General features: G+C 57.2%; 21 protein-coding genes. 6 read left to right on the plus strand and 15 right to left on the minus strand.

Features of this window, described 5'->3' with window-relative positions; all coding sequences use genetic code 11:
- Positions 1 to 4 precede the first annotated feature (4 nt).
- Positions 5 to 1687, minus strand: a complete 1683-nt coding sequence (ybaL, locus tag EGK14_RS07490; RefSeq protein ID WP_125288467.1) for a YbaL family putative K(+) efflux transporter — start codon at positions 1685 to 1687, stop codon at positions 5 to 7.
- Positions 1688 to 2121: 434 nt separating this feature from the next.
- Here ybaL and ushA point away from each other — a divergent pair, with 434 nt between their 5' ends.
- Positions 2122 to 3867: a bifunctional UDP-sugar hydrolase/5'-nucleotidase UshA gene (ushA, locus tag EGK14_RS07495; protein ID WP_370256140.1), complete on the plus strand. Its 1746-nt coding sequence runs from the start codon at positions 2122 to 2124 to the stop codon at positions 3865 to 3867.
- Here ushA and EGK14_RS07500 read toward each other — a convergent pair.
- Complete coding sequence (locus EGK14_RS07500) at positions 3856 to 4290, minus strand: multidrug/biocide efflux PACE transporter (protein ID WP_125288469.1); 435 nt, start codon at positions 4288 to 4290, stop codon at positions 3856 to 3858. The genes ushA and EGK14_RS07500 overlap by 12 nt on opposite strands.
- An 85-nt stretch (positions 4291 to 4375) precedes the next feature.
- Between EGK14_RS07500 and EGK14_RS07505 the strand changes: the two genes are divergently transcribed.
- Positions 4376 to 5242 carry a LysR family transcriptional regulator gene (locus EGK14_RS07505; protein WP_125288470.1) on the plus strand — a complete coding sequence of 289 codons (867 nt, stop codon included), beginning with the start codon at positions 4376 to 4378 and terminating at the stop codon, positions 5240 to 5242.
- Here EGK14_RS07505 and ybaK read toward each other — a convergent pair.
- From ybaK to copA, 3 genes are all read right to left on the minus strand, one after another.
- Positions 5239 to 5724: a Cys-tRNA(Pro)/Cys-tRNA(Cys) deacylase YbaK gene (gene ybaK / locus EGK14_RS07510; RefSeq protein WP_125288471.1), complete on the minus strand. Its 486-nt coding sequence runs from the start codon at positions 5722 to 5724 to the stop codon at positions 5239 to 5241. The two genes, EGK14_RS07505 and ybaK, sit on opposite strands and share 4 nt — an antisense overlap.
- A gap of 162 nt (positions 5725 to 5886) precedes the next feature.
- The gene (locus EGK14_RS07515) at positions 5887 to 6687 is read right to left on the minus strand and encodes a TraB/GumN family protein (RefSeq protein ID WP_125288472.1); all 801 of its coding nucleotides are present in this window, start codon (positions 6685 to 6687) and stop codon (positions 5887 to 5889) included.
- Between the two features lie 87 nt (positions 6688 to 6774).
- A complete protein-coding gene (gene copA / locus EGK14_RS07520) occupies positions 6775 to 9276 on the minus strand; it encodes a copper-exporting P-type ATPase CopA (protein ID WP_125288473.1) in 2502 nt (833 codons plus the stop codon).
- 153 nt (positions 9277 to 9429) lie between these two features.
- Between copA and cueR the strand changes: the two genes are divergently transcribed.
- On the plus strand, positions 9430 to 9840 hold the full coding sequence (gene cueR / locus EGK14_RS07525; RefSeq protein ID WP_125288474.1) for a Cu(I)-responsive transcriptional regulator: 411 nt from the start codon (positions 9430 to 9432) through the stop codon (positions 9838 to 9840).
- Positions 9841 to 10073: 233 nt separating this feature from the next.
- On the opposite strand, the gene EGK14_RS07530 is transcribed toward cueR, so the two are convergent.
- The 5 genes from EGK14_RS07530 to tesA form a co-directional block, all read right to left on the minus strand.
- Positions 10074 to 10535 carry an NfeD family protein gene (locus EGK14_RS07530; RefSeq protein WP_125288632.1) on the minus strand — a complete coding sequence of 154 codons (462 nt, stop codon included), beginning with the start codon at positions 10533 to 10535 and terminating at the stop codon, positions 10074 to 10076.
- Positions 10535 to 11449, minus strand: coding sequence for an SPFH domain-containing protein (locus EGK14_RS07535; protein ID WP_125288475.1), 915 nt, complete (start codon positions 11447 to 11449; stop codon positions 10535 to 10537). The genes EGK14_RS07530 and EGK14_RS07535 overlap by 1 nt, the downstream gene beginning before the upstream one ends.
- A gap of 52 nt (positions 11450 to 11501) precedes the next feature.
- On the minus strand, positions 11502 to 12359 hold the full coding sequence (locus EGK14_RS07540) for a co-chaperone YbbN (RefSeq protein WP_125288476.1): 858 nt from the start codon (positions 12357 to 12359) through the stop codon (positions 11502 to 11504).
- A gap of 72 nt (positions 12360 to 12431) precedes the next feature.
- On the minus strand, positions 12432 to 13211 hold the full coding sequence (locus EGK14_RS07545; RefSeq protein WP_125288477.1) for an SDR family oxidoreductase: 780 nt from the start codon (positions 13209 to 13211) through the stop codon (positions 12432 to 12434).
- A 31-nt stretch (positions 13212 to 13242) separates the two neighbouring features.
- The gene (gene tesA, locus EGK14_RS07550) at positions 13243 to 13866 is read right to left on the minus strand and encodes a multifunctional acyl-CoA thioesterase I/protease I/lysophospholipase L1 (RefSeq protein ID WP_125288478.1); all 624 of its coding nucleotides are present in this window, start codon (positions 13864 to 13866) and stop codon (positions 13243 to 13245) included.
- On the opposite strand from tesA, the gene ybbA reads away from it, so the two are divergent.
- The 3 genes from ybbA (at position 13837) to EGK14_RS07565 (ending at position 17750) form a co-directional block, all read left to right on the plus strand.
- On the plus strand, positions 13837 to 14523 hold the full coding sequence (gene ybbA / locus EGK14_RS07555) for a putative ABC transporter ATP-binding protein YbbA (protein ID WP_125288479.1): 687 nt from the start codon (positions 13837 to 13839) through the stop codon (positions 14521 to 14523). The two genes, tesA and ybbA, sit on opposite strands and share 30 nt — an antisense overlap.
- A complete protein-coding gene (gene ybbP / locus EGK14_RS07560) occupies positions 14520 to 16937 on the plus strand; it encodes a putative ABC transporter permease subunit YbbP (protein WP_125288480.1) in 2418 nt (805 codons plus the stop codon). Before ybbA ends, ybbP begins: the two co-directional genes overlap by 4 nt.
- Positions 16938 to 17096: 159 nt before the next feature.
- Positions 17097 to 17750: an acyl-homoserine-lactone synthase gene (locus EGK14_RS07565; protein WP_125288481.1), complete on the plus strand. Its 654-nt coding sequence runs from the start codon at positions 17097 to 17099 to the stop codon at positions 17748 to 17750.
- Here EGK14_RS07565 and EGK14_RS07570 read toward each other — a convergent pair.
- From EGK14_RS07570 to ppiB, 5 genes are all read right to left on the minus strand, one after another.
- The gene (locus tag EGK14_RS07570) at positions 17718 to 18461 is read right to left on the minus strand and encodes a LuxR family transcriptional regulator (RefSeq protein WP_125288482.1); all 744 of its coding nucleotides are present in this window, start codon (positions 18459 to 18461) and stop codon (positions 17718 to 17720) included. The genes EGK14_RS07565 and EGK14_RS07570 overlap by 33 nt on opposite strands.
- A gap of 435 nt (positions 18462 to 18896) precedes the next feature.
- A complete protein-coding gene (gene purK, locus EGK14_RS07575; protein ID WP_125288483.1) occupies positions 18897 to 19976 on the minus strand; it encodes a 5-(carboxyamino)imidazole ribonucleotide synthase in 1080 nt (359 codons plus the stop codon).
- Positions 19973 to 20482, minus strand: coding sequence for a 5-(carboxyamino)imidazole ribonucleotide mutase (purE, locus tag EGK14_RS07580; protein ID WP_125288484.1), 510 nt, complete (start codon positions 20480 to 20482; stop codon positions 19973 to 19975). The genes purK and purE overlap by 4 nt, the downstream gene beginning before the upstream one ends.
- Positions 20483 to 20748: 266 nt before the next feature.
- Positions 20749 to 21474, minus strand: a complete 726-nt coding sequence (gene lpxH / locus EGK14_RS07585; protein ID WP_125288485.1) for a UDP-2,3-diacylglucosamine diphosphatase — start codon at positions 21472 to 21474, stop codon at positions 20749 to 20751.
- Positions 21474 to 21968, minus strand: a complete 495-nt coding sequence (gene ppiB / locus EGK14_RS07590; RefSeq protein ID WP_125288486.1) for a peptidylprolyl isomerase B — start codon at positions 21966 to 21968, stop codon at positions 21474 to 21476. The genes lpxH and ppiB overlap by 1 nt, the downstream gene beginning before the upstream one ends.
- Positions 21969 to 21973: the final 5 nt, after the last annotated feature.

Raw genomic sequence — 21973 nt, forward strand, 5'->3', positions numbered from 1 at the left:
TCTTTCAGATCGGGCTGGGTTGCGCCGCGCTTTCCTTTTCTGCCAGCATAATATTCAGCATACTGTTGGCAATCTCCCGCTCGCCCATCACCACCTGATTCGCGCCGCGTTCGGTAATGTAGTTTACCTCTTCGTCATGATGCGCGCGGGCCAGGATCTCAATCGCCGGACGCTTCTCGCGCGCGGCGGTGACGATTTCGCCCGCTTCAAAACCGTTAGGGATGGTCAGCAGCAGCCAGCGCGCGCAGTCCAGACGCGCCAGATCCATCGTCTCCGTGCGAGCAGCATTGCCCAACACGGCGCTGATCCCTTCCGCCCTTAAGGCATCCACCCGCGTTCGGCTGTTCTCAACCACCACAATCGGCACGCCGTTTTCAATCAGTTTCCTGCCCAGCAGGCTGCCTACGCGGCCAAAACCGACGATGATGGCGTGGTTACAGAGGTTAACCGGGATCGGGTTTTCCTCTTCCATTATTGCGGCCTGTTGCTGCTCTTCCTCGGCCTCTTTTTTACCCAGATAACGCTGCAGCAGCGCGAAAAGCAGCGGATTAAGCATGATGGAAAGGATAGCGCCCGCCAGCACCAGGTTGCGGCCTTCTTCGGGCAGCAGCTTTAGCGAGATCCCCAGTCCGGCGAGGATAAAGGCGAATTCGCCGATCTGTGCCAGGCTCACCGAAATGGTCAGCGCGGTGCGGCGGGAATGGCCGAACAGCAGCACCAGCAGCAGCGCGGCCAGCGATTTGCCCAGCACAATAATAGCCAGCACGCCCGCAACCGCTAGCGGCTGTTCCAGCAGGATCATCGGGTCGAACAGCATGCCGACGGAGACGAAAAACAGCACCGCAAAGGCGTCGCGCAGCGGTAAAGTATCATGCGCGGCGCGATGGCTCAGCTCGGACTCGTTCAATACCATGCCCGCAAAGAAAGCGCCCAGCGCAAAGGAAACGTCAAAAAATTCTACCGCGCCGAAAGCGATGCCCAGTGCCAGCGCCAGCACCGCCAGGGTAAACAGCTCTCTGGAGCCGGTCGCGGCGCTGCGGGCGAGGATCCAGGGCACCGCGCGTCGACCGACCACCATCATCAGCACCATAAAGGCCACCACCTTGCCGATGGTAACCAGCAGATCGACCAGCAGCATACTCACGCTGGCGTTGCCTTGCTCAAACATGCCCGCGATAGCCGGAAGCAGCACCAGTGCCAGCACCATTACCAGATCTTCCACAATCAGCCAGCCGATAGCAATCTGCCCGCGCTGACTGTCGAGAAGCTGCCTGTCTTCCAGCGCGCGCAGCAGCACCACGGTACTGGCGGTGGAAAGGCAAAGGCCGAATACCAGCCCGGTCATCCACGGCCAGCCCAGCAGCGAAGACAGCCCCATCCCTAACAGCGTGGCGACGGCAATCTGTGCCACGGCCCCGGGGATGGCGATCGCTTTAACTGCCATCAGATCCTTTAGCGAAAAATGCAGGCCAACGCCAAACATCAGCAGCACAACGCCCAGCTCCGCCAGCTCGGGCGCCAGATTGGTATCGGCGACGAAACCGGGGGTGAACGGGCCAGCCAGCACGCCAGCCAGCAAATAGCCAACCAGAGGCGAAACCCGTAGCCGGTTGGCCAGCATACCCAGGAGAAAAGCGAGAACAAGCCCGCCGACAATGGTGGTGATAAGCGGGGTAGTGTGGTGCATGCTTCTCTCCTTGTATGTGCAAATGTATCCGAATGTAAGCTTAAAGTGTATGGTATATCCGGCTATTCTGCCTGCCTTATTCAGGTAAAAATGTGAAAAAAAGCGCTGGCAGCAAAAACACACAGGATCGTGTGGTTTTAATGTATTAAGTGGCTGGAAGGCTGAATAATACCTGCTCTGATAATAAAGATTATGCAGTTATCTTTCAAAACACAGGCCGCTTTTTTGCGACACAGCTGCTAACAATCGCGCTAAACAGGATGCGTATGCAGCAAGGCCGCAGTTTTAGCACTCATCTTGCCGTCGCGCTTGTTTTAAGGACCTGCGACGCGATGCTGAAAAACGGCACCGCTTGCCATTCGCCGCGCCTGTAGTAGATTGCTGGTTACGCCAGCCTTATAAGTGTTTCAACAAGGAGATCCGTTGTGCTTTCACTGAAAAAAAACTCGCTGACGCTATTAGCGCTGGCTTTACTCAGCGCGCCGCTTGCCGCGCAGGCCTGGGTTAAAGACAGGGTTTATAAGTTCACCGTGCTGCATACCAACGATCATCACGGCCGCTTCTGGCAAAACGAGCATGACGAGTACGGGCTGGCGGCGCAAAAAACCATGATGGATCAGATCCGCTACGACGTGCAGGCGCACGGCGGCGCGGTGTTGATCCTCTCCGGCGGCGATATCAATACCGGCGTGCCGGAATCGGATTTACAGGACGCCGAACCCGACTTTCGCGGCATGAACCTGATTGGCTACGATGCGATGGCGATCGGCAACCACGAGTTTGATAACCCGCTTTCCGTGCTGCGTCAGCAGCAGAAATGGGCAAAATTCCCGCTGCTTTCTGCCAACATTTATCAGAAAAGCACCGGACAGCGTCTGTTCCAGCCCTATGCATTATTTAACCGGATGGGACTGAAAATCGCGGTGATCGGACTGACCACTGACGACACGGCAAAAATTGGCAACCCGGAGAATTTTACCGACATCGTTTTTCATAAACCGGCGACGGAAGCGAAGGCGGTGGTGGAAGCGCTGCGCCAGCAGGAAAAGCCTGACGTGATTATCGCAGCGACGCATATGGGCCATTACGATAACGGTAATCACGGCTCCAACGCGCCGGGCGACGTCGAGATGGCGCGGGAGCTGCCGGCAGGCTATCTGGATATGATCGTGGGCGGTCATTCTCAGGATCCGGTCTGTATGGCTAAGGAAAACGTCAGGCAGGCGAATTACGTGCCGGGCACGCCGTGCCAGCCGGATCGGCAAAACGGCACCTGGATTGTTCAGGCGCACGAATGGGGAAAATATATCGGCCGGGCCGATTTTACCTTTCTGAACGGCAAGCTGACGCTGGAACATTACGAACTGGTGCCGATCAACCTGCGGCACAAGGTGACCAACGCCGACGGTAGCGTCAGCTGGGTAAATTACACTCAGGAAATTGCCAAAAATCCGGCGATGATGAAGCTGCTGACGCCTTTCCAGAAAAAGGGAGAAGCGCAGCTTAACGTAAAAATCGGCAGCGTGGATGGGCATCTGGAGGGGGATCGCAGCAAGGTGCGCTTTGTGCAGACCAATCTTGCCCGTGTGCTCCTGAGCGCGCAGGCGGAGCGAACCGGCGCTGATTTCGCGGTAATGAGCGGCGGCGGCGTGCGGGACTCCATCGAACCCGGCGACATCACCTACAAGGATGTGCTGAAGGTGCAGCCTTTTGGCAACACGGTAGTCTATGTCGATATGAAGGGCAGCGAAGTTGAAAAATATCTGGCGGTAGTGGCGAATAAACAGGTCGATTCCGGCGCCTACGCGCAGTTGGCCAACGTTAGCCTGACGGCCGATGGCAGCAGCGTTCATGAGGTAAAAATCAAAGGCGAACCGCTACAGGCGGACAAAACCTACCGCATGGCGACGCTCAGCTTTAACGCGACCGGTGGCGACGGCTATCCTGTTATCACCTCAATGCCGGGCTACGTAAACACCGGCTTTGTCGATGCCGAGGTGCTGAAACAGTATATTGAGAAGCACTCGCCGCTGAAGGCCAGCGCTTTTGAACCGCACGGCGAAATTCTTTATCAGCAGAAGGCCGCCGTGACGGAACGAAAAGCCGACGAGCCGCCGAAAAAGTGGCGGCTGCCGCGTGTTGAACTGGCTATGCGCCAGATCTGGTCGTCACTGTTCTGAAGAAACAGGATGCGCTTTGCGCTGCCATTTGGCGCGAAGCGTGTCGTATAACCAGTTATAAACCACCGTATAGGGCAGGAAGAAAAGGAAAAAGCCGATTTCCAGCAGCAGCGCCTGCCACAGCGAAACGTCCAGCATCCAGGCGGCGATTGGCAACCCAATCAGAATAAATCCGCCTTCAAAAGCCAGCGCGTGCACAATACGCAGCAGCCAGCTCTGACGGCCGTTCGGGAAAAGACGGTCGAAACCGGCGTTGTAAACCATATTCCAGAGCATGGCGACGGTCGACAGCATAATAGCCAGCGCGCCCATCTGGAACAGCGGTTTGTCCATTGCCCACGCGGCCAGCGGCGAAACTATCGTCACGGCCAATGCTTCAAAACCCAGGGCGTGGAAAAAACGTTCTTTCAGTGTACGGCTCATTGGTTCTCCTTAAAATCAGAGCGGTATTTTGCCTGCCCGGTTTGCTAAGATAAAATGATTACCTATCGGAAAAAGCGATACTTAAATGCGATATTCACCGGAATCGTTACGGGCGTTTGTACAGACGGTGGAAAGCGGCTCCTTTTCTGCCGCTGCCAGAGCGCTGCGTAAAAGCCAGTCCACCGTCAGCGCCGCCGTAGCCAACCTGGAGACAGATTTGGGATTTACCTTGTTCAGCCGCGACGGCCGCTCGCCGGTACTGACAGAGAACGGGCAGCGGGCGCTGGTACAGGTGCGGGAGATACTGGCGGCCAGCGAGCGGCTGGATGAGTTAGCTATCCGCCTGACTGGCGATGTGGAACCTTGCCTGAGCATGGCGATCTCCGATTTCTGGCAGGCGGATTACCATGAATCGCTGCTGAGGCGCTTTGCCGATCGCTACCCGCAGATTGAATTTGAATGCATGATTGCCGAAGATGCCGACGTTATCGATCTGATCCAGGCCGGAAGGGCGCATATTGGGGTGATCCGCGTGCAGCCGCATTACCCGGCTGATATCGCCACGGCAAGGCTCCAGGTGAAAGCACAGATGGCTATTTATCTGCATCAGGATCATCCGCTGACGCGCCAGGCTGTCGTCAGCAGCGAAGCGTTAAAAAGCGAACGGCAGCTCTGTCTGAACACGTGGGTAGAGAAGGGGCGCCCCCGGCCGGGCAACGGCGTCTGGTCTGCGCCTTCTTATCTGCTGCTGCTGGAGATGGCCGAACAGGGGTTTGGCTGGACGATACTGCCGCGCTGGCTGGTGGAGCAATTCGGCCATCAGGTGCTGCGCGAGCTGCCGATCGACGGCTGGCCGCAGAATCTTTCGGTGGATGTCGCCTGGTCGCGGCTGTCGCCGCCCGGACCGGCCGGGCGCTGGATGATCGATCGGCTGCTGGCGCAGACTAACTAGCTGCGGTCGCGCTTCGCGATAGCGGCAAAGCTGGCGTTGAGCTGTCGCGCCAGATCCTGCGGAGCCAGCTCTATCTCAAGCCCGCGTCGTCCGCCGGAAACAAACACGGTGGGAAACTGCTGTGCCAGCGTATCCACCACGACGGGCAGACGTTTTTTTTGCCCCAGCGGGCTGATACCGCCGAGCTGGTAGCCCGTGATACGCTGGGCGATCTGCGGATCGGCCATTTCGACTTTCTTTACGCCTAACGCTTTGGCGACGCTTTTTAAATCCAGCTGTCCTGCAACGGGCGTGACGGCTACCGCCAGCGTGTTTGCCTCGCCGTTCAGCGAAACCAGCAGCGTTTTAAACACCCGATCGGGATCCTGGTTGAGCATCCGTACGGCTTCATCGCCAAAGTGGGTTTCGCTGCTGTCGTGTTCATAGCTGTGCAGCTGAAATTTTATTTTTTGCTTTTCAAGCAGTTTTACGGCTGGCGTCACGGCGCTTCTCCTCAGGTGGCGCATGGAACAACTGGCGAAAAAAAGTACTGGCGAAAATGTGGGATCCAGGCGACAATCTTTGCCCCTTCGGTCCTTGTCGAAGGCGAACTAAAATCATAAAACAGATCATATTCATGGCCGATAGCAATATTGGCCTTTTTTTTAGCCTTTTTTCAGCAGGTCCGGCAAATTGCCTTCGCCATACAGGTGCAGTGCGCCCACGGCCACCACATACTCCCCTGGCGGCAACGCCGTCAGATCCTGCCGCCAGCGCTGGTTGCGCTGCAGCATCAGCACCTCGTTTAACGCGCTGTTAAAAGTCCCGGGCAGGGCCGGTCGGCTGTCCGCAGGGGGCGATTCCAGCCACCAGCCAATCATCGTTTGCAGCAGGCGCGCGTTAGTGTGCCAGTGCTGCAGCGTATCCTGCAGCAGCGACAGGCCGTTATTGGGCAGCGCTTTCAACAGATCCAGCTGCGCCTGCGGCCCTTCCAGCTCGATGATTTCTTTCCCCTGCGCTTTGGCGGCGCTCAGCAGCTGGAAATCGATACCGTAATCGGCCCGTAGTCCAAGACGCTGAGCCTGCTGCGCCTGCAGCATTAAGGCTATCTGCCAGGCGGGCAGTCGATCGATAACTTCTGCGTCAATAGCGACCTCGCGGCAGACACGCTGAAGCTCCTCCCGCTCCCGCTCGCTAAGGCGCTCCGCCAGCGGTGCGCAGATTTCACTGGCGCTAAAAGGCGAAGCACCCGAGGTAATATCCGCCTCCACAATCAGCGCATCGGCCCGCGCCAGTTTTTTTTGCAGCGCCGCCGGAAGCGGCATCATGTTTTGCGTGCCCATATGAATACTGCCCACCAGATGCAGATGGCGGGCGCCGAGCGCCATATCCTGCGCCGGATAGGCATAGCTAATGGGCGAAAGTTTGCGCCACAGCGCGACAGCCTTTTGCAGTAATTTTCCCATAGGCTCCGCTCCGTTAGTTTCCCTTATGCTAACGGTTTAGCCCACCGAAGGACAGACGGAGACCGGGCTTTCAGACAAGACCGTGCGTCACTTTGGCGGCTGATAGCGAAGCAGGCGGTTGGCGTTGCTGACCACGGTTACCGAAGAGAGCGCCATCGCGGCGCCGGCCACGACCGGGCTGAGCAGGGTGCCGGTTAACGGATAGAGCACGCCAGCCGCAATCGGGATGCCGCAGGCGTTATAGATAAACGCCCCCAGCAGGTTCTGCTTCATATTGCGCAGCGTCGCTTTTGCCACGGCCAGCGCGGCCACCACGGCATGCAGATCGTGACGCATCAGCGTGATCCCCGCCGTCTCAATCGCCACGTCGCTGCCGCTGCCAATAGCGATACCTACATCCGCCTGCGCCAGCGCCGGTGCGTCGTTAATGCCGTCGCCAATCATCGCCACGCTGGCTCCCTGCTGCTGTAGCTTTTTAATCGCTTCGGCTTTCCCGTCCGGCAAGACCCCGGCAATAACGTCATCGATTCCGGCTTCGCTGGCAATAGCCTGCGCGGTGATTTCATTGTCGCCCGTCAGCATCACTAACCGATAGCCCTGCTCACGCAGCCGCTGCAGCGTGGCGACGCTTTCCTCACGCAGAGCATCGCGCAGGAAAAAGATTGCCTTAAGCTGGCTGCCCACCGCCAGCAGCACCGGCGTCATTCCTTTCCCGGCCTGAGAGGCGATCGCCTTGTCCATTTCCTCCCCAACCACGTTGTGTTGCGCCATCAGCGTACGATTGCCCAGCCGCCAGGTTTCGCCCTGGATCTGGCCGCTGACGCCCAGGCCGCCCAGCGTGCGAAAGCTGGTAACCTCGGGCAAAGCAGCCTGACCGGCGCGCTCGATAATGGCGCGGGCCAACGGATGCTGCGAGCCTTGCTCCAGCGCGGCCGCCAGCGAGAGCGCCTGCTGCTCGTCGGCACCGTTAAACAAGCGGATGGCCACCACCTGCGGTTTGCCTTCCGTTAGCGTACCGGTTTTATCAAAAACCAGCGTATCCAACGTGCTGGCGCGCTGCAGCGCGTCCGCGTCCCGCACCAGCACGCCAAACTCGGCGGCCCGGCCCATCCCGGCGGTAAGCGACATCGGCGTTGCTAACCCAAGCGCGCAGGGACAGGCGATGATCAGCACCGTCGTGGCAATAACCAGCGTATAAACCAGCTGCGGCGCAGGGCCGATGAAATACCAGACGGCCGCGCTCAGCAGCGCGACAGCAACCACGGCGGGTACGAAAATCGCAGAAATTTTATCGACCAGACGACTGAGCTCGGGCTTGCTGCTTTGCGCCTGGCGAACCAGATTCACGATGCGCGACAGCGTGGTATTTTTTCCGACCGCGCTGGCGGTGAAAAGCACGCTGCCGTCCTGCATCACCGTGCCCGCGTGAACCTTGTCGCCCGCGCTTTTCTCCTGCGGCAGCGCTTCGCCGGTCAGCATCGCTTCATCCAGCCAGGCCTGGCCCTGGGTGATGACGCCATCAACGGGCACGCGATCGCCCGTGGTCAGGCGCAGCGTCATGCCAGGCGTCACTTCGCTGAGCGGCATCGCTTTCTCTTCACCGGCGATAACCACGCGGGCGGAAAGCGGGGTGAGATCTAATAATCGCTCCAGCGCCTGCGAAGAGCGCTGGCGCGCGCGCTGTTCAAGCATGTGGCCAAGATTAATCAGGCCAATAATCATTACGCTGGCTTCATAGTAAAGGTGGCGCGCTTCTGGCGGAAAAACGGCGGGCCAAAGGGTGACCGCGCTGGAATAGAGCCAGGCCGCCGCCGTGCCGAGCGCGACCAGCGTATCCATCGTCGCGCTGCCGTTCAGCAGGCTGCGCCAGGCGCTACGATAGAAATGGCCGCCCGCAACGACCATAATGACCAGCGTCACGGCGCCCAGCGTCAGCCAGGTGGCTCGGTTATCGGCAGTCAGCATCATGTTGTCGCCGAGCATTCCCCAGCCCATCAGGGGCAGGCCAAACGCCAGTGCCAGCAGCGCCTGCCAGCGAAAACGACGCATCGATTTAAGCGCCGTTTGCTGCTGTTTTTCGCGGCGCTCGCTTTCATCTTCGATAATTTCGGCATCGTAACCCGCGTTGCGCACTGCCTGAATCAGCGCCTCTGGCGAGACATCGCCCATCACCAGCGCGCTGCGTTCCGCAAGATTTACCCGCGCCTGATGCGCGCCGGGCACCTGCTGCAGCGCATGCTCAACGCGACTGACGCAGCTGGCGCAGCTCATACCGCCAATTAACAGATGAAAGCTGTCATCGGTTGCCGGAAGCTGAGAGGGGGCCGCTGTCAGCGCTTCCGGCTGGGGATCTGATACTGTCAGCGGTTCAGGCTTTGGGTGCGCGTCGTCCGTCAGCGCGGCCTGATAGCCTGCCTCTTCCACCGCCGCGATAAGCGCCTGTGGTGCGGCGTCGCCGGTTACGCGGGCTTCATCCAGAGATACCTCGGCCTGCTCCACATCATCCCGTTTCTCCAGCGTTTCTTTGACTCTTTTTATGCAATGACCGCAGGAAAGGCCGTCCAGTTTTAATACCGTTGTTTGTGACATAAAAACTCCTTTGCTTAGTCGGAATAGTGTCAGGATTAAGGATAAACCTTCCATTAAGGGGAGGGTCAAGCTTGTCTCTGCCCGGCACGAACAATTTTAGTCCCGCCGTGAAGAGTGTTAAAATTAAGCGACAGCAGACAGGCGGATCCCTATATGAACATTAGCGATGTAGCTAAAAAAACCGGGCTGACCAGCAAAGCCATCCGATTTTATGAGGAAAAAGGGTTGTTGACCGCGCCTTCGCGCGGCGAGAACGGCTATCGCCACTACACGAACAAACATCTGGAGGAGCTGACGCTGCTGCGCCAGTCGCGCCAGGTCGGCTTTAGCCTGGAAGAGTGCCGTGAAATGCTGTTGCTCTTCCACAATCCGCAGCGCCATAGCGCCGAGGTAAAAGCCAGAACGCTGAATAAAGTGGCGGAAATCGAAGCGCACATCAGCGAACTGAACCTGATGCGCGAGCGGCTGCTGGCGCTGGCGGCCAGCTGTCCGGGCGATGAGGGCGCCGATTGCCCTATTATGAATAACCTGGCGGGATGCTGCCACGAGGGCAATGGGTTTTAAGCCGGCGCGAAAAATAACGGAGAGGCGAAGCGGTGGAAGCTTCGCCTACGTAGGGCCGATTGCTAAGGCGCTTTTCATCAGGGCAAATCGCCGGGCATCCTGGCGGCCTGTAAAAAACTGTACGGGCTAGGCCGCTCACTTATCGCCTTTGCCAGCAAATTACTAAAGCTCCTTTCGCCTGTGTAGAGCAAATCGCCAGGGCGGCCTGCAAAAAGCGCGGCGGGCTACGCCATTTAATCATTGTCCGCCTCTCGCCTGACGATCCGCAGCGTAATCCCTTCTACCGCCACCACCGTAACCGGCGTACCGGCAGGGAGATTTTCCGTAGCCTGGACGCGCCAGCTGCTGTCACCAACGCGAATATGGCCTACACCGTCGTGCAGCGCTTCCTCCAGCCTTAGTGCAGAGCCAATCAGCTGGCTGCCGCGCTGGTTAAGCGAGGAGGGCGGCCGTTGGCGATCCCGGCCGCGCAGCCAGCTGTACCACCACAGCGCGGAAAGAATAGTGAGGATGGCAAAGCATAAACCCTGCCACTCCCAGGGCAGCGGCACCAGCCAGACCAGCAGGCTGACCAGCACGGCGGCGACGCCGCTCCAGAGCAGATAGCCGCTGGCGCCCAGCATTTCTGCCGCAAGCAGGATGCCGCCCAGCGTCAGCCACAGCCAGGCAGGATTGGCGAACAGTTCGCTCGCCATCATCCTTGCCTGTCTTTTTTGGTTTCCTTCAGCAGCTCGGCGATGCCGGCGACCGAACCGATCAGGCTTGACGATTCCAGCGGCATCATAATCATTTTGCTGCTTTGCGAGGTGCCAATCTTCTGCAGCGCATCGGTGTATTTCTGCGCCACGAAGTAGTTGATGGCCTGAATATCCCCGGCGGCGATGGCTTCTGAAACCATTTTGGTGGCGCGCGCTTCTGCTTCCGCGCTGCGTTCCCTTGCCTCGGCCTGCAGGAAAGCCGACTGTCGCTCGCCCTCCGCTTTCAGGATCTGTGACTGCTTCTCGCCTTCCGCGCGCAGGATCGCGGCCTGGCGGACGCCTTCCGCTTCCAGAATATCGGCGCGCTTGGTACGTTCCGCCTTCATCTGCGCGTTCATAGAGGCAATCAGCTCGGCCGGCGGCCGCACATCGCGAATTTCAATGCGGGTAATTTTGACGCCCCACGGGTTGGTCGCTTCATCCACGATACGCAGCAGCCGGGTGTTGATGTTATCGCGCTGCGACAGCATCTCGTCCAGCTCCATTGAGCCCAGTACGGTACGCATATTGGTCATGGTTAAATTAACGATAGCCAGCTCAAGGTTGCTGACCTCGTAGGCCGCGCGCGGCGAGTCGATTACCTGAATAAAGCAGACGGCGTCGATAGTCACGCTGGCGTTATCTTTCGAGATGATTTCCTGCGAGGGGATATCCAGCACCTGTTCCATCATGTTGATCTTGCGACCAACGCGATCCATAAAGGGCACCAGAAGGTTAAGGCCGGGCTGCAGCGTTTTGGTGTAGCGGCCAAAACGTTCGACCGTCCATTGGTAGCCCTGCGGCACAATTTTGATGCCGGACCAGACAATCACCAGCGCGACAAGAATAATAACGGGAATAACAGTCAACATATAACCTCCGGGTTGTTTAAAAACGGGCTGATCCATTCAGCCCGGAGCTTTGTTAGTAAAGCAGGGAATAAAGTTGGCGACGGTATTTTGCGGCCAGCGCATCGCCCGTGCCCAGCGCCGCCAGGATCTCTTGCAGGATCTTGCGCGCCTGGCCGTTTGCCGCACCAAGATCTTTCTGCAGATGGCTGAACAGCAGCGCCAGCGCCTCTTCGTTGCGGCCGACCTGATGCAGCTGAACGGCCAGTTTGGTCGCCAGTTCAGCGTTGCCGGGATCGGCATCAATTTGCTGCTGCAGCTGCTGAATTTCCGGCGTATCGGCCGCCTGCTTCAGCAGGTCGATTTGGGCGATCAGCCCCTGATAGCGGGTATCTTTATCCTGTAACGGCACCACGTCCAGCACTGCCTGCGCTTCATCGCTGCGGTTCAGGCTGATTAACACCTCGGCCAGCAGAAAGCCCATTTCACTGTTTTGATTACTTAACTGCCAGGCTTCTTTCAGCAGCGGCAGCGCTTCCAGCGGCTTACCTTCCTCCATCAGCTGCATCGCCTGCTGCGCCTTCAGCTCTTCTTCTTTCGGCAGCACCTTGTGCAGCAGCGCACGCACGGCCTCTTCCGGCTGCGGGCCCTGGAAACCGTCTACCGGCTGACCGTTCTGGAACAGGTAAACGGTAGGGATGGCGCGCAGGCCAAACTGCTGGGCAACGGCAGGCTCCGCGTCGCAGTCCAGCTCGGCAAGGATAAACTGACCGGCATACTCCTGCGCCAGGCGCTCCAGCAGCGGCGTCAGCTCCTGACAGTGCTGGCTACGCGCAGACCAAAAGTAAAACAGCACGGGGATCTGCATTGACTGCTCAAGCGTCTGATGCAGGTTGCTTTCGTTAATAGTGACAATAGCAGCTTGTGATGACATGAATTCGTCTCTTTATTCCGGGTTTCTTACTTTATTGGGGCGGATGCTTTGGCTTCAAGGTTTTGTTGGCGTCTACGCCGGTTTACCGCGCAAAATGCGATCCAGCATCCGGCCCGGCAAAATACGTCGCAGCAGCGTGATGGCGTGAGCGACCACCGTTACAGGATAGCGTAAACGAGGGCGCGGGCTCTCCAGCGCGTGACGCAGCTTCGGCAGGATCGCCTCCGGCGGCAACGTAAAGCGGGCGGCAATACCGGGATTTTCTACCGGTTTCTCCCGTTCGGCCTGATTCACATTGTCGGTAAAACGGGTTTTGATCGGGCCTGGTTCAATCAGGCTGACCTGAACGCCGCTGCCGTGCAGCTCCATGCGCAGCGTGTCGGACCAGGCTTCCAGCGCATATTTGCTGGCCGCGTAGGCACCGCGCCCCGGCGTGGCGATCAGGCCCATTACCGAGCTGGTGTTGATAATGCGCGCGTCGCCGCTGGCGCGCAAAGCGGGCAGCAGCAGCATCGTCAGCTGATGGGTGCCGAAAAAATTGGTGGCGAACTGCTGTTCCATCTGTTGACGGCTAATTGCGGTAAGCGGGCCGTAAACGCCATAGCCGCCGTTATTAAACAGCGCGAAGATCCGGTTATCGCTTAAAGCAAGGATCTGCTCTGCCGCACGGATAACGCTTTCGCTGCTGTTCAGATCCATTTCGACGCCGGTAAAACCCAGCTCGTCCATGCGCTGTACGTCTTCCGGTTTACGGCAGACGGCCAGAATACGGTAGCCGCGTCGCAGCAGATCGTTGGCGGCGGCCAGGCCGATCCCGCTGGAGCAGCCGGTGATAACAACTGTTTTTTGCATAACTTTACCTGTACGCGATCTGCAATCTCGGTTACTCATGGTTAACTAGCGGGGCCAGTACTTTTGCCATCCGATCGGCAATAAAGGGCTGCGCATCAGGGTTCGGGTGAATGCCGTCCTGCTGCATCCATTCCGGCTTCAGGTAGACCTGCTCCATAAAAAAGGGCAGCAGCGGCAGAGAAAACTCTTTCGCCAGTCTGGGGTAAACGTCGCTGAATGCTTCGGTGTAGCGACGGCCATAGTTAGGCGGCAGGCGAACCTGCATCAGCAGCGGCTGTGCGCCGGCTGTTTTCACCAGGCGAATAATTTGCCGCAGTTCCTGCTCCAGCTGCTGAGGAGGAAAACCGCGTAGCCCGTCGTTGCCGCCCAGCTCTATCAGCACCCAGCGAGGCTGATGCTGTTGCAGCAAAGCGGGCAGGCGGGCCAGACCCTGCGCCGCCGTATCGCCGCTTATGCTACCGTTAATAATGACGGGAGATTTCTGCCATTTATCATTGAGTAACGCAGGCCAGGCGGCGCTGGCGGACATGCGATAGCCTGCGCTCAGGCTGTCGCCGAGCACCAGCAATTTGTCCGCCGCCGCCGCGCGCAGCGTCGTCAGAGCCAAAAACAACAGGATAAGGTAATGCCAGCGGAAAACATTCTTGAAGTTCATCGTCTTAGTAAGTCCGTCGGTCAGGGTGAGCATCAGCTTTCCATCCTTACCGGAGTTGAGCTGGTTGTCAAACCGGCCGAGACCATCGCGCTAATCGGCGAGTCCGGTTCCGGGAAGTCGACGCTGTTAGGGATCCTGGCCGGTCTGGACGACGGCAGCGAAGGCGAAGTTTTTCTGCTGGGGTCGCCTTTGCATCAGATGGATGAGGAACAGCGGGCAGCGCTGCGCGCTAAAAGCGTCGGCTTTGTGTTTCAGTCTTTCATGCTGGTGCCGACGCTGAACGCGCTGGAAAACGTGCAGCTGCCGGCGCTGCTGCGCGGCGAAAGCGACGCGCAAAGCCGCGAACAGGCGAAAAACCTGCTGGGTCAGCTGGGGCTTTCGGCGCGCCTGACCCATCTGCCGTCGCAGCTTTCCGGCGGCGAGCAGCAGCGTGTGGCGTTAGCTCGTGCCTTTAGCGGACGTCCGGCGCTGCTGTTCGCCGATGAGCCGACCGGCAATCTCGATCGTCAGACGGGCGAACGTATTGTTGAACAGCTGTTTTCACTGAACCGCGATTTTGCCACCACGCTGATCCTGGTCACCCATGACGAGCAGCTGGCCGCCCGCTGCGACCGCCGCTTAAGAATGCGCGATGGCAAGCTTCAGGAGGAAGTATGATTTGGCGCTGGTTCTGGCGGGAATTGAAATCGCCTTCGCTGCTGATCGTCTGGCTGGCGCTAACGCTGGCGGCGGCCTGCGTACTGGCGCTGGGCTCGCTCAGCGACAGGATGGAGAAAGGGCTGACCCAGCAAAGCCGGGACTATATGGCGGGAGACCGCACGCTGCAAAGCTCGCGCGAGGTGCCGCAAGCCTGGCTGGATGAGGCCCGCCGCGAAGGGTTGCAGGTGGGCCGTCAGCTGACGTTTATGACCATGACCTTCGCCAGCGACACGCCGCAGCTGGCTGCCGTAAAAGCCGTGGACGACCGCTATCCGATGTTCGGCCAGCTCGCTACCGAACCCGCCGGGCTGCGTCCCGTGGCGGGCACCGTGCTGGCCGCGCCGCGGCTGCTGGCGCTGCTGGACGTGAAGGCAGGCAGCAAGCTGGATGTGGGCGATGCCACGCTGCACGTAGCCGGCGAGGTCATTCAGGAACCCGATGCGGGGTTTAATCCCTTTCAGACCGCGCCGCGTCTGTTAATGAACCTGGCGGATGTGGCAAAAACCGGCGCCATTCAGCCGGGAAGCCGGGTGACGTGGCGCTATAAGTTTGCCGGAACCGCTTCGCAGCTGGCGAACTACGACCGCTTTATTGCGGCACGTATTCAGCCTGAACAGCGCTGGATCAGCGTGGAAAACTCAGAGGACGCTCTCGGCAAATCGATGCGGCGCGCACAGCAATTTTTACTGCTTTCAGCGCTGCTGACGCTGATGCTGGCGATTGCCGCCGTAGTTGTCGCCATGAACCACTACTGCCGCAGCCGTTACGATCTGGTTGCCGTGTTGAAAACGCTGGGCGCTAACAGAGCGGCCCTGCGCAAACTGATTGTCGGTCAGTGGCTGGCTGTGCTGCTGCTGGCGGCCCTTTGCGGCGGCATCATAGGGAAAGGCTTTGAGGCGCTGCTGCTGCAAATGCTGCGGCCGGTATTGCCGGGCGAACTGCCTGCGGCCAGTTTCTGGCCCTGGCTGTGGGCAACGGGATCGCTGTTTGCCATTTCTCTACTGGTTGGCCTGCGGCCCTGGCGGCTGTTGCTGGCTACTCAGCCGCTGCGGGTGCTGCGACGCGATGCCATCGCTTCCGTCTGGCCGCTGAAATTTTATCTTCCAATAATGGCGCTGACGATACTGGTTCTGCTTGCGCTGCTGGTGGGCAGCAGCAGGCTGCTCTGGGCGCTGATCGTCGGTATTCTGCTGCTGACGCTGCTGCTGGGCGGGCTGGGGTGGGGCGCGTTGCTGTTACTGCGGCGGCTGCGCGTGCGTAACCTGGCTTTCCGGCTGGCGGTTAACCGACTGCTGCGTCAGCCCTCGGCGACCTTCAGCCAGCTGGCTGCTTTTTCGCTTTCTTTTATGCTGCTGGCTCTGCTGCTGGTAATGCGCGGCGATCTGCTCGATCGCTGGCAGCAACAGCTGCCGCCCGACAGCCCTAATTATTTTCTGCTTAATTTAACCGGAGAGCAAATCTCGCCGGTGCGGGCTTTCCTGGAGCAGCATCATATCCAGCCGCAGACTTTTTATCCGATTGTCAGAGCGCGGCTAACCTCGATTAATCAGCAGCCTGCCGATCCGTCGCTGGATAACGCCCTGAACCGCGAGCTTAACCTGACCTGGCTTGAAAAGCTGCCCGACCATAATCCGCTGGTTGCCGGCAGCTGGCCGCCCCGCCAGGGCGAAGTCTCGATAGAGGGAGCGCTGGCAGACAGGCTGGGCGTTAAGCCTGGCGATACGCTGACCTTCACCGGCGATACGCAAACCTTCTCCGCAAAAATCACCAGCCTGCGCAAAGTGGACTGGGAAAGCCTTAAGCCCAACTTTTTCTTTATCTTTCCGCCCGGCGCGCTGGATGGACAGCCGCAGACCTGGCTGACCAGCTTTCGTCTCGATGGTGATAATGCACTGCTGGCGCAGCTGAATCGTGCCTTTCCTACGCTCAGCCTGCTGGATATCGGCACTATCCTGCGGCAAATAGGGCAGGTGCTGGCGCAGGTAAGCCAGGCGCTGGAAATTATGGTCGTGCTGGTCACCGCCTGCGGTATTTTACTGCTGCTGGCGCAGATACAGGTCGGGATGCATCAGCGCAGGCAGGAGCTGGTGGTCTGTCGAACGCTGGGCGCCGGTAAAAAACTGTTGAGGCAGACGCTATGGTGCGAGTTTGCGCTGCTGGGCTGCGTCTCCGGCATCGCCGCCACGCTGGGCGCCGAGGCGGCGCTGTGGGGCCTGCAGCGTAAGGTCTTTGATTTCCCGTGGCAGCCCGACTATCTCCTGTGGGTAACGTTGCCTCTGGCCGGCACCTGTTTGCTGTCGCTGTGCGGCGGCTGGTTAGGCATAAGGTTACTTAAAGGAAAGGCATTGTTCAGAGGGTATAACGCAGCGTAGAATAAAGGCCGATATGTATCGGCCTTTATCATTTATTTTCTTTCGTATTCTGAGGCGGCCGGGAACCTCCGAATCGTTTCGCCTGAGCGGTTTTGCTTTCCTGCGGGCTTTGATAAAGGTCATAAATAACGTAGATAGTGGAATAGGGAAATAGCTGAAATGTTGGATCTGCTGGATATAAAATATCGTCATCTCTCTGAAATGAAGTCAACAGAGCTATTTAGTTTAAGAAAAAGAGTGTTTAAAGACAGACTTAACTGGATGGTCAACAGCCAGAATGAGATGGAGTTCGATGAATATGATAATGAACAAACTACCTATGTTTTTGGCGTCCACCAGGATAACTGCGTTTGTAGCCTTCGCTTTATAGAAACCCAACACCCGAATATGATTACCGGCACGTTTCGGTCATGGTTTAAAGATTTTACGCTTCCCGAAGGGAACTACGTAGAGGCCAGCCGTCTGTTTATCGATAAAGAACGGATGACGAAGTTAAAGCTGCGTGAGAAACCCGTCAGCGCGCTGCTGTTTTTATCGATGATCAATTATGCCCGACACTATAAATATGACGGCATATACGCCATCGTCAGCCATCCTATGTATCTCATTTTTAAGCGTTCTGGCTGGAAGGTTTCGGTAGAGGCACAAAGTCTTTCCGAGAAAAAAGAAAAAATATTTCTGATCTTTATGCCCGTAGATGATGATAACCAGCGTATATTGATCGACCTGGTAAAATCTAAGGCACCCGAGTTAACAATGGCCCTGGATGCCTGGCCGCTCTCATTCCCCGTCAGTCAGCACCGGCCTGATTAGCTGTAGCTCAATGCTTAATCTGATGGCGTGTTTCATATTGGTAACGCCGAGCTTTTTCACCGCGTTACCAATATGGTATTTAACCGTGGTGAGCTTGATGCCCAGAATTAACGCGATTTCCTGGTAGGATTTGCCTACGCTGGCCCAGTAAATAATCTCATTCTCTCTCTTAGAGAATATTTCCCGCGTGTTCATTTCATCAAAGTCAGTTTTTCTTGCCTGCTCCTGGTATAGCTCCGTCAGTTTTTCATGGGCGTTAATCAGCAGCATCTGCAATTTGCTTTTATTCGTCTGGATCACTTCTTCAATATTATCGTCACAGTGCTCGTCCAGCATGATTGAGAGCACGACAAGATTGTTATTATGGTCGTGAAGAACAAACGTATAGCCGTTGATGATATTGTGGTTACGCGCCATATCAAAAAGCTTGGGAACCTTGACGCCTTTGTTCAGCATGATGTTTTCGTCCCATGAAAAGGGCGAAACGCGGTAAAGCGCCGTGATCAGAACGGGGTCGATAAACTGAAAGTTGTTTTCGACATAAACCTGAAACCATTCCGGCCTGTTAGAAATTATGGAGAAATCTGCAGGGTTGCGCTTACTCATAATCGCATAGGCATACTTAACGTTACTGAACTGAGTCAGTTTCCTCTCAAGGTAATCTTTTATTGAGGAATTAATAACCTGATTACTAAAATATGATTTAGACATGTAATTATCTCCCTGAGAAAGTGGGGCTTCCATCGTCAATAGCCGACTTTACCATGTTTTTAAAGCCTGACCTAACGATGCACCCTGCTCAGACAGGCTGTCATAGATGAGTGGCATTAAAGTGAATGGCGGAATAATGTTCAGCACGTCCGGCGCAGCCGAAAAATCATAGTAACTTTTTATGGAAGCTGAAGAAACAGGACGTTGACGCAAGGGCACAATTTGATGAGAGAAGGGAGGGGGGAGAACCAAACCAGACCCTGACACGTCAATCATGAAGCAAAATTTACGTGTTTATCCAGAAAATCTGAGAGTGGTTCCCTTGGTGTTGGCAAAAAAAACTTCTAATTACTTAATAGTATTATGTATTTATTGTTTTGTTCGCCAATACAATACGACTTTCACTAACAAATTAATAGCCATACTTAAGTACAGTTAAGCACTGTCTTTTTTCAGATGGGTGTTTGCCCAGACGATGCCTTCAGCATAATCGGCAGGTAAATCCTGAGCCAGCGCGGTCAGTGCCTGCTGAAGCGATTCATGGCTGGTATCGCACAGATTCAGATGCCCTACCTTCCGTCCCGGACGCACTTCTTTTTCATACCAGTGCAGGCGAACCAGCGGTTGCTCCAGCCACGCAAGGTTAACCGCCGTGCCGATCAGGTTAACCATGACCGAAGGTGTGCTGACGACGGGCGCAGGCAAGGGCAGATCCAGAATGGCGCGCAGATGCAGCTCAAACTGGCTGATAGAAGCGCCGTTCTGCGTCCAGTGGCCGCTGTTGTGAACACGAGGCGCCAGCTCGTTAATCAGCAGTCCTTCCGGCACTACAAAGCATTCCATTGCCATAACGCCCACATAGTCCAGCTCGTTCATAATAGCGGCCAGCATACTTTCAGCCTGCTGTTGACGTTCCGCATCCGGCGTCGGTAACGCGACGCTGGCGCGCAGAATACCGTCCTGATGCAGATTATGGGTCAGGGGATAGAAAACCGTGCGGCCATCATGAGCGCGAGCGCCAACCAGAGACACCTCGCCGGAAAAATTAATGCCCTGTTCCACAATACACTCGCCATAGCAATCCGCAGGCAGGGAAGCGACATCGTTCTGGCGTAAACGCCACTGGCCTCGACCATCGTAGCCGCCCGTACGGCGCTTAACGATAGCCAGCTCGCCCAGCCTGGCGAAAACATCGGGCCACTGCGCGGCATCGCTCAGCAGCTGCCAGGGCGCGGTTGCCAGGTTCAGCCGATCCAACAGCTGTTTTTGCGTCAGGCGATCGGCCAGCAGCGGAAAAATATCGCGGTTTACAAAGGCGTTGTGATGCGAGAGTTGGCGCGTCAACGCCGTTTCCGGCCAGCGCTCGATTTCCGCCGTGATCACGCTTTGTTGGATAGGCAGCGCTTCCGGTTCCGCATCCAACCCGACAGGATAAACGGCTATTCCCAGCGGTTCACCCGCCTGGCGTAGCATCCGCCCCAGCTGACCATTTCCTAATACGCAGACTGGCTTCATGCTTCCTCCCGTGGATCCGGATTATTCAGAACTTCGTCAGTCTGGCTCTGACGCCAGATGGACAGACGCTGGTTTAATTGTGCATCGTGCAGCGCCAGGATCTGTGCGGCCAGCAGGGCCGCATTAGCCGCGCCTGCTTTACCGATAGCCAGCGTGCCGACCGGGATGCCGCGCGGCATCTGGACAATGGAATAAAGGCTGTCAACGCCGCTCAGCGCTGCGCTCTGCACCGGTACGCCCAGCACGGGCACCAGCGTTTTCGCCGCCAGCATGCCGGGCAGGTGCGCCGCGCCGCCAGCGCCGGCGATAATAACCTGGATACCGTTCTCTGCGGCCTGTTCGGCAAAGCTGAACAGCTTGTCCGGCGTACGGTGCGCTGAAACCACTTCACAATGAAAAGGAACGGCCAGGCTGGTGAGAATGTCCGCGGCAAATTGCATGGTTGCCCAGTCACTTTTAGAACCCATTACAATGGCGATGCGGGCCGGTGCGGCAGTAGAAGACATGCGGGTGTGACTCCTGTGATTATACAAACAGTGTCTGAAAGCTGGTCGGTCAGCCAGACAGGAAGGGCTGAGAGAATAGCATGACTCATCGGGCAGGAAAACGGTTGCGTCGGTTCAATCGCGTCACGGAACAGGGAACTTCGCGCCTGTCAGCCTACCCGCAGCAGGCTTAAAGCCCCTGCATCAGACGCCGGCGCGTTAAGCCGGGGAGCCTTTGGCGTAGCGCAGGCAGCACGTGTTTTGACAGAGGGCAATACGTAAGGAGTTTACAGGGGAAAAGCGATCGGTTCTGCCCCGGATGAGGTCACGCGGATCATCGATCCTTCGGTGTGCCAGGCGCCCAGCACCACGCGTTCGGCGGGCAGACCGTTAACGGTGAGCCTGTGAACGGCGGGGCGGTGCGTATGGCCATGAATAAGGCACTGCACCTGATAGCGGCTCATCGTATGGGTAACGGCCTCTTCATTGACGTCCATAATCGCCATCGTTTTGCTGCTGTTGGCCTGCTTGCTGCCAGCCCGCATTTTCTGAGCAATACGCTGGCGCAGCGCCAGCGGCAGCGACAGGAAAAGCTTTTGCAGCCAGCGCCGATGCACCTTACGGCGAAAGCGCTGATAGCCTTCGTCATCAGTACACAGCGTGTCGCCATGCATAATCAGCAGCGGCCGGCCATACAGCTCGAGCCGTTGCGCTTCCGGCAGCAGCCGCATACCGCATGATTTTGCAAAGCGCTGACCGAGCAGGAAATCGCGATTGCCGTGAATAAAGTAGCAGGGAACGCCCGCCAGCCTTAACTCATCAAGCGCGGCGGCGACTTTGGCGTGAAGCGGATTGGGATCGTCATCGCCAATCCATGCCTCAAACAGGTCGCCGAGGATGTACAGCGCATCGGCCTGACGCGCGTCACGCCGCAAAAAAGCAAGAAAACCGGCAGTGATTGCCGGTTCTTCTTCACACAGATGCAAATCTGCGATAAACAGCGTATGCGACATTATTCGCTAACGGTGACTTTCTGGATCACGACGTCTTCTTTCGGCACGTCCTGATGCATTCCGCTGCGGCCGGTAGAAACGGCTTTGATTTTCTCAACCACGTCCATGCCTTCCACAACTTCAGCAAAGACGCAGTAGCCCCAGCCCTGCAGACTTTCGTCACGGAAGTTCAGGAAGTCGTTATCCGCCACGTTAATGAAGAACTGCGCGGTTGCGGAGTGTGGCGCCTGGGTACGGGCCATCGCCAGCGTACCTTTGGTGTTTTTCAGGCCGTTATTGGCTTCGTTACGGATTTCCGCTTTGGTGGCTTTCTGCTGCATGCCAGGCTCAAAACCGCCGCCCTGGATCATAAAGCCGTTGATAACACGGTGGAAAATGGTGTTGTCGTAAAAACCTTCACGGCAGTAATCCAGGAAGTTTTTAACAGTTTCAGGCGCTTTATCGTCAAAGGTTTTGATAACGATATCGCCATGGTTAGTCTGGAAAGTGACCATATTCT

The organism is Erwinia sp. 198 (assembly GCF_003937915.1).
GTDB classification, from domain to species: Bacteria; Pseudomonadota; Gammaproteobacteria; order Enterobacterales; family Enterobacteriaceae; genus Erwinia; species Erwinia aeris.

Bases quoted from the DNA above. Each gene is read 5' to 3' on its own strand.
- ybaL (WP_125288467.1), bottom strand. From the start codon at position 1,687: ATGCACCACACTACCCCGCTTATCACCACCATTGTCGGCGGGCTTGTT.
- EGK14_RS07500 (WP_125288469.1), bottom strand. From the start codon at position 4,290: ATGAGCCGTACACTGAAAGAACGTTTTTTCCACGCCCTGGGTTTTGAA.
- EGK14_RS07505 (WP_125288470.1), top strand. From the start codon at position 4,376: ATGCGATATTCACCGGAATCGTTACGGGCGTTTGTACAGACGGTGGAA.
- EGK14_RS07515 (WP_125288472.1), bottom strand. From the start codon at position 6,687: ATGGGAAAATTACTGCAAAAGGCTGTCGCGCTGTGGCGCAAACTTTCG.
- copA (WP_125288473.1), bottom strand. From the start codon at position 9,276: ATGTCACAAACAACGGTATTAAAACTGGACGGCCTTTCCTGCGGTCAT.
- cueR (WP_125288474.1), top strand. From the start codon at position 9,430: ATGAACATTAGCGATGTAGCTAAAAAAACCGGGCTGACCAGCAAAGCC.
- EGK14_RS07530 (WP_125288632.1), bottom strand. From the start codon at position 10,535: ATGGCGAGCGAACTGTTCGCCAATCCTGCCTGGCTGTGGCTGACGCTG.
- EGK14_RS07535 (WP_125288475.1), bottom strand. From the start codon at position 11,449: ATGTTGACTGTTATTCCCGTTATTATTCTTGTCGCGCTGGTGATTGTC.
- EGK14_RS07540 (WP_125288476.1), bottom strand. From the start codon at position 12,359: ATGTCATCACAAGCTGCTATTGTCACTATTAACGAAAGCAACCTGCAT.
- EGK14_RS07545 (WP_125288477.1), bottom strand. From the start codon at position 13,211: ATGCAAAAAACAGTTGTTATCACCGGCTGCTCCAGCGGGATCGGCCTG.
- ybbA (WP_125288479.1), top strand. From the start codon at position 13,837: ATGCCAGCGGAAAACATTCTTGAAGTTCATCGTCTTAGTAAGTCCGTC.
- tesA (WP_125288478.1), bottom strand. From the start codon at position 13,866: ATGAACTTCAAGAATGTTTTCCGCTGGCATTACCTTATCCTGTTGTTT.
- ybbP (WP_125288480.1), top strand. From the start codon at position 14,520: ATGATTTGGCGCTGGTTCTGGCGGGAATTGAAATCGCCTTCGCTGCTG.
- EGK14_RS07565 (WP_125288481.1), top strand. From the start codon at position 17,097: ATGTTGGATCTGCTGGATATAAAATATCGTCATCTCTCTGAAATGAAG.
- EGK14_RS07570 (WP_125288482.1), bottom strand. From the start codon at position 18,461: ATGTCTAAATCATATTTTAGTAATCAGGTTATTAATTCCTCAATAAAA.
- purK (WP_125288483.1), bottom strand. From the start codon at position 19,976: ATGAAGCCAGTCTGCGTATTAGGAAATGGTCAGCTGGGGCGGATGCTA.
- purE (WP_125288484.1), bottom strand. From the start codon at position 20,482: ATGTCTTCTACTGCCGCACCGGCCCGCATCGCCATTGTAATGGGTTCT.
- lpxH (WP_125288485.1), bottom strand. From the start codon at position 21,474: ATGTCGCATACGCTGTTTATCGCAGATTTGCATCTGTGTGAAGAAGAA.
- ppiB (WP_125288486.1), bottom strand. From the start codon at position 21,968: ATGGTCACTTTCCAGACTAACCATGGCGATATCGTTATCAAAACCTTT.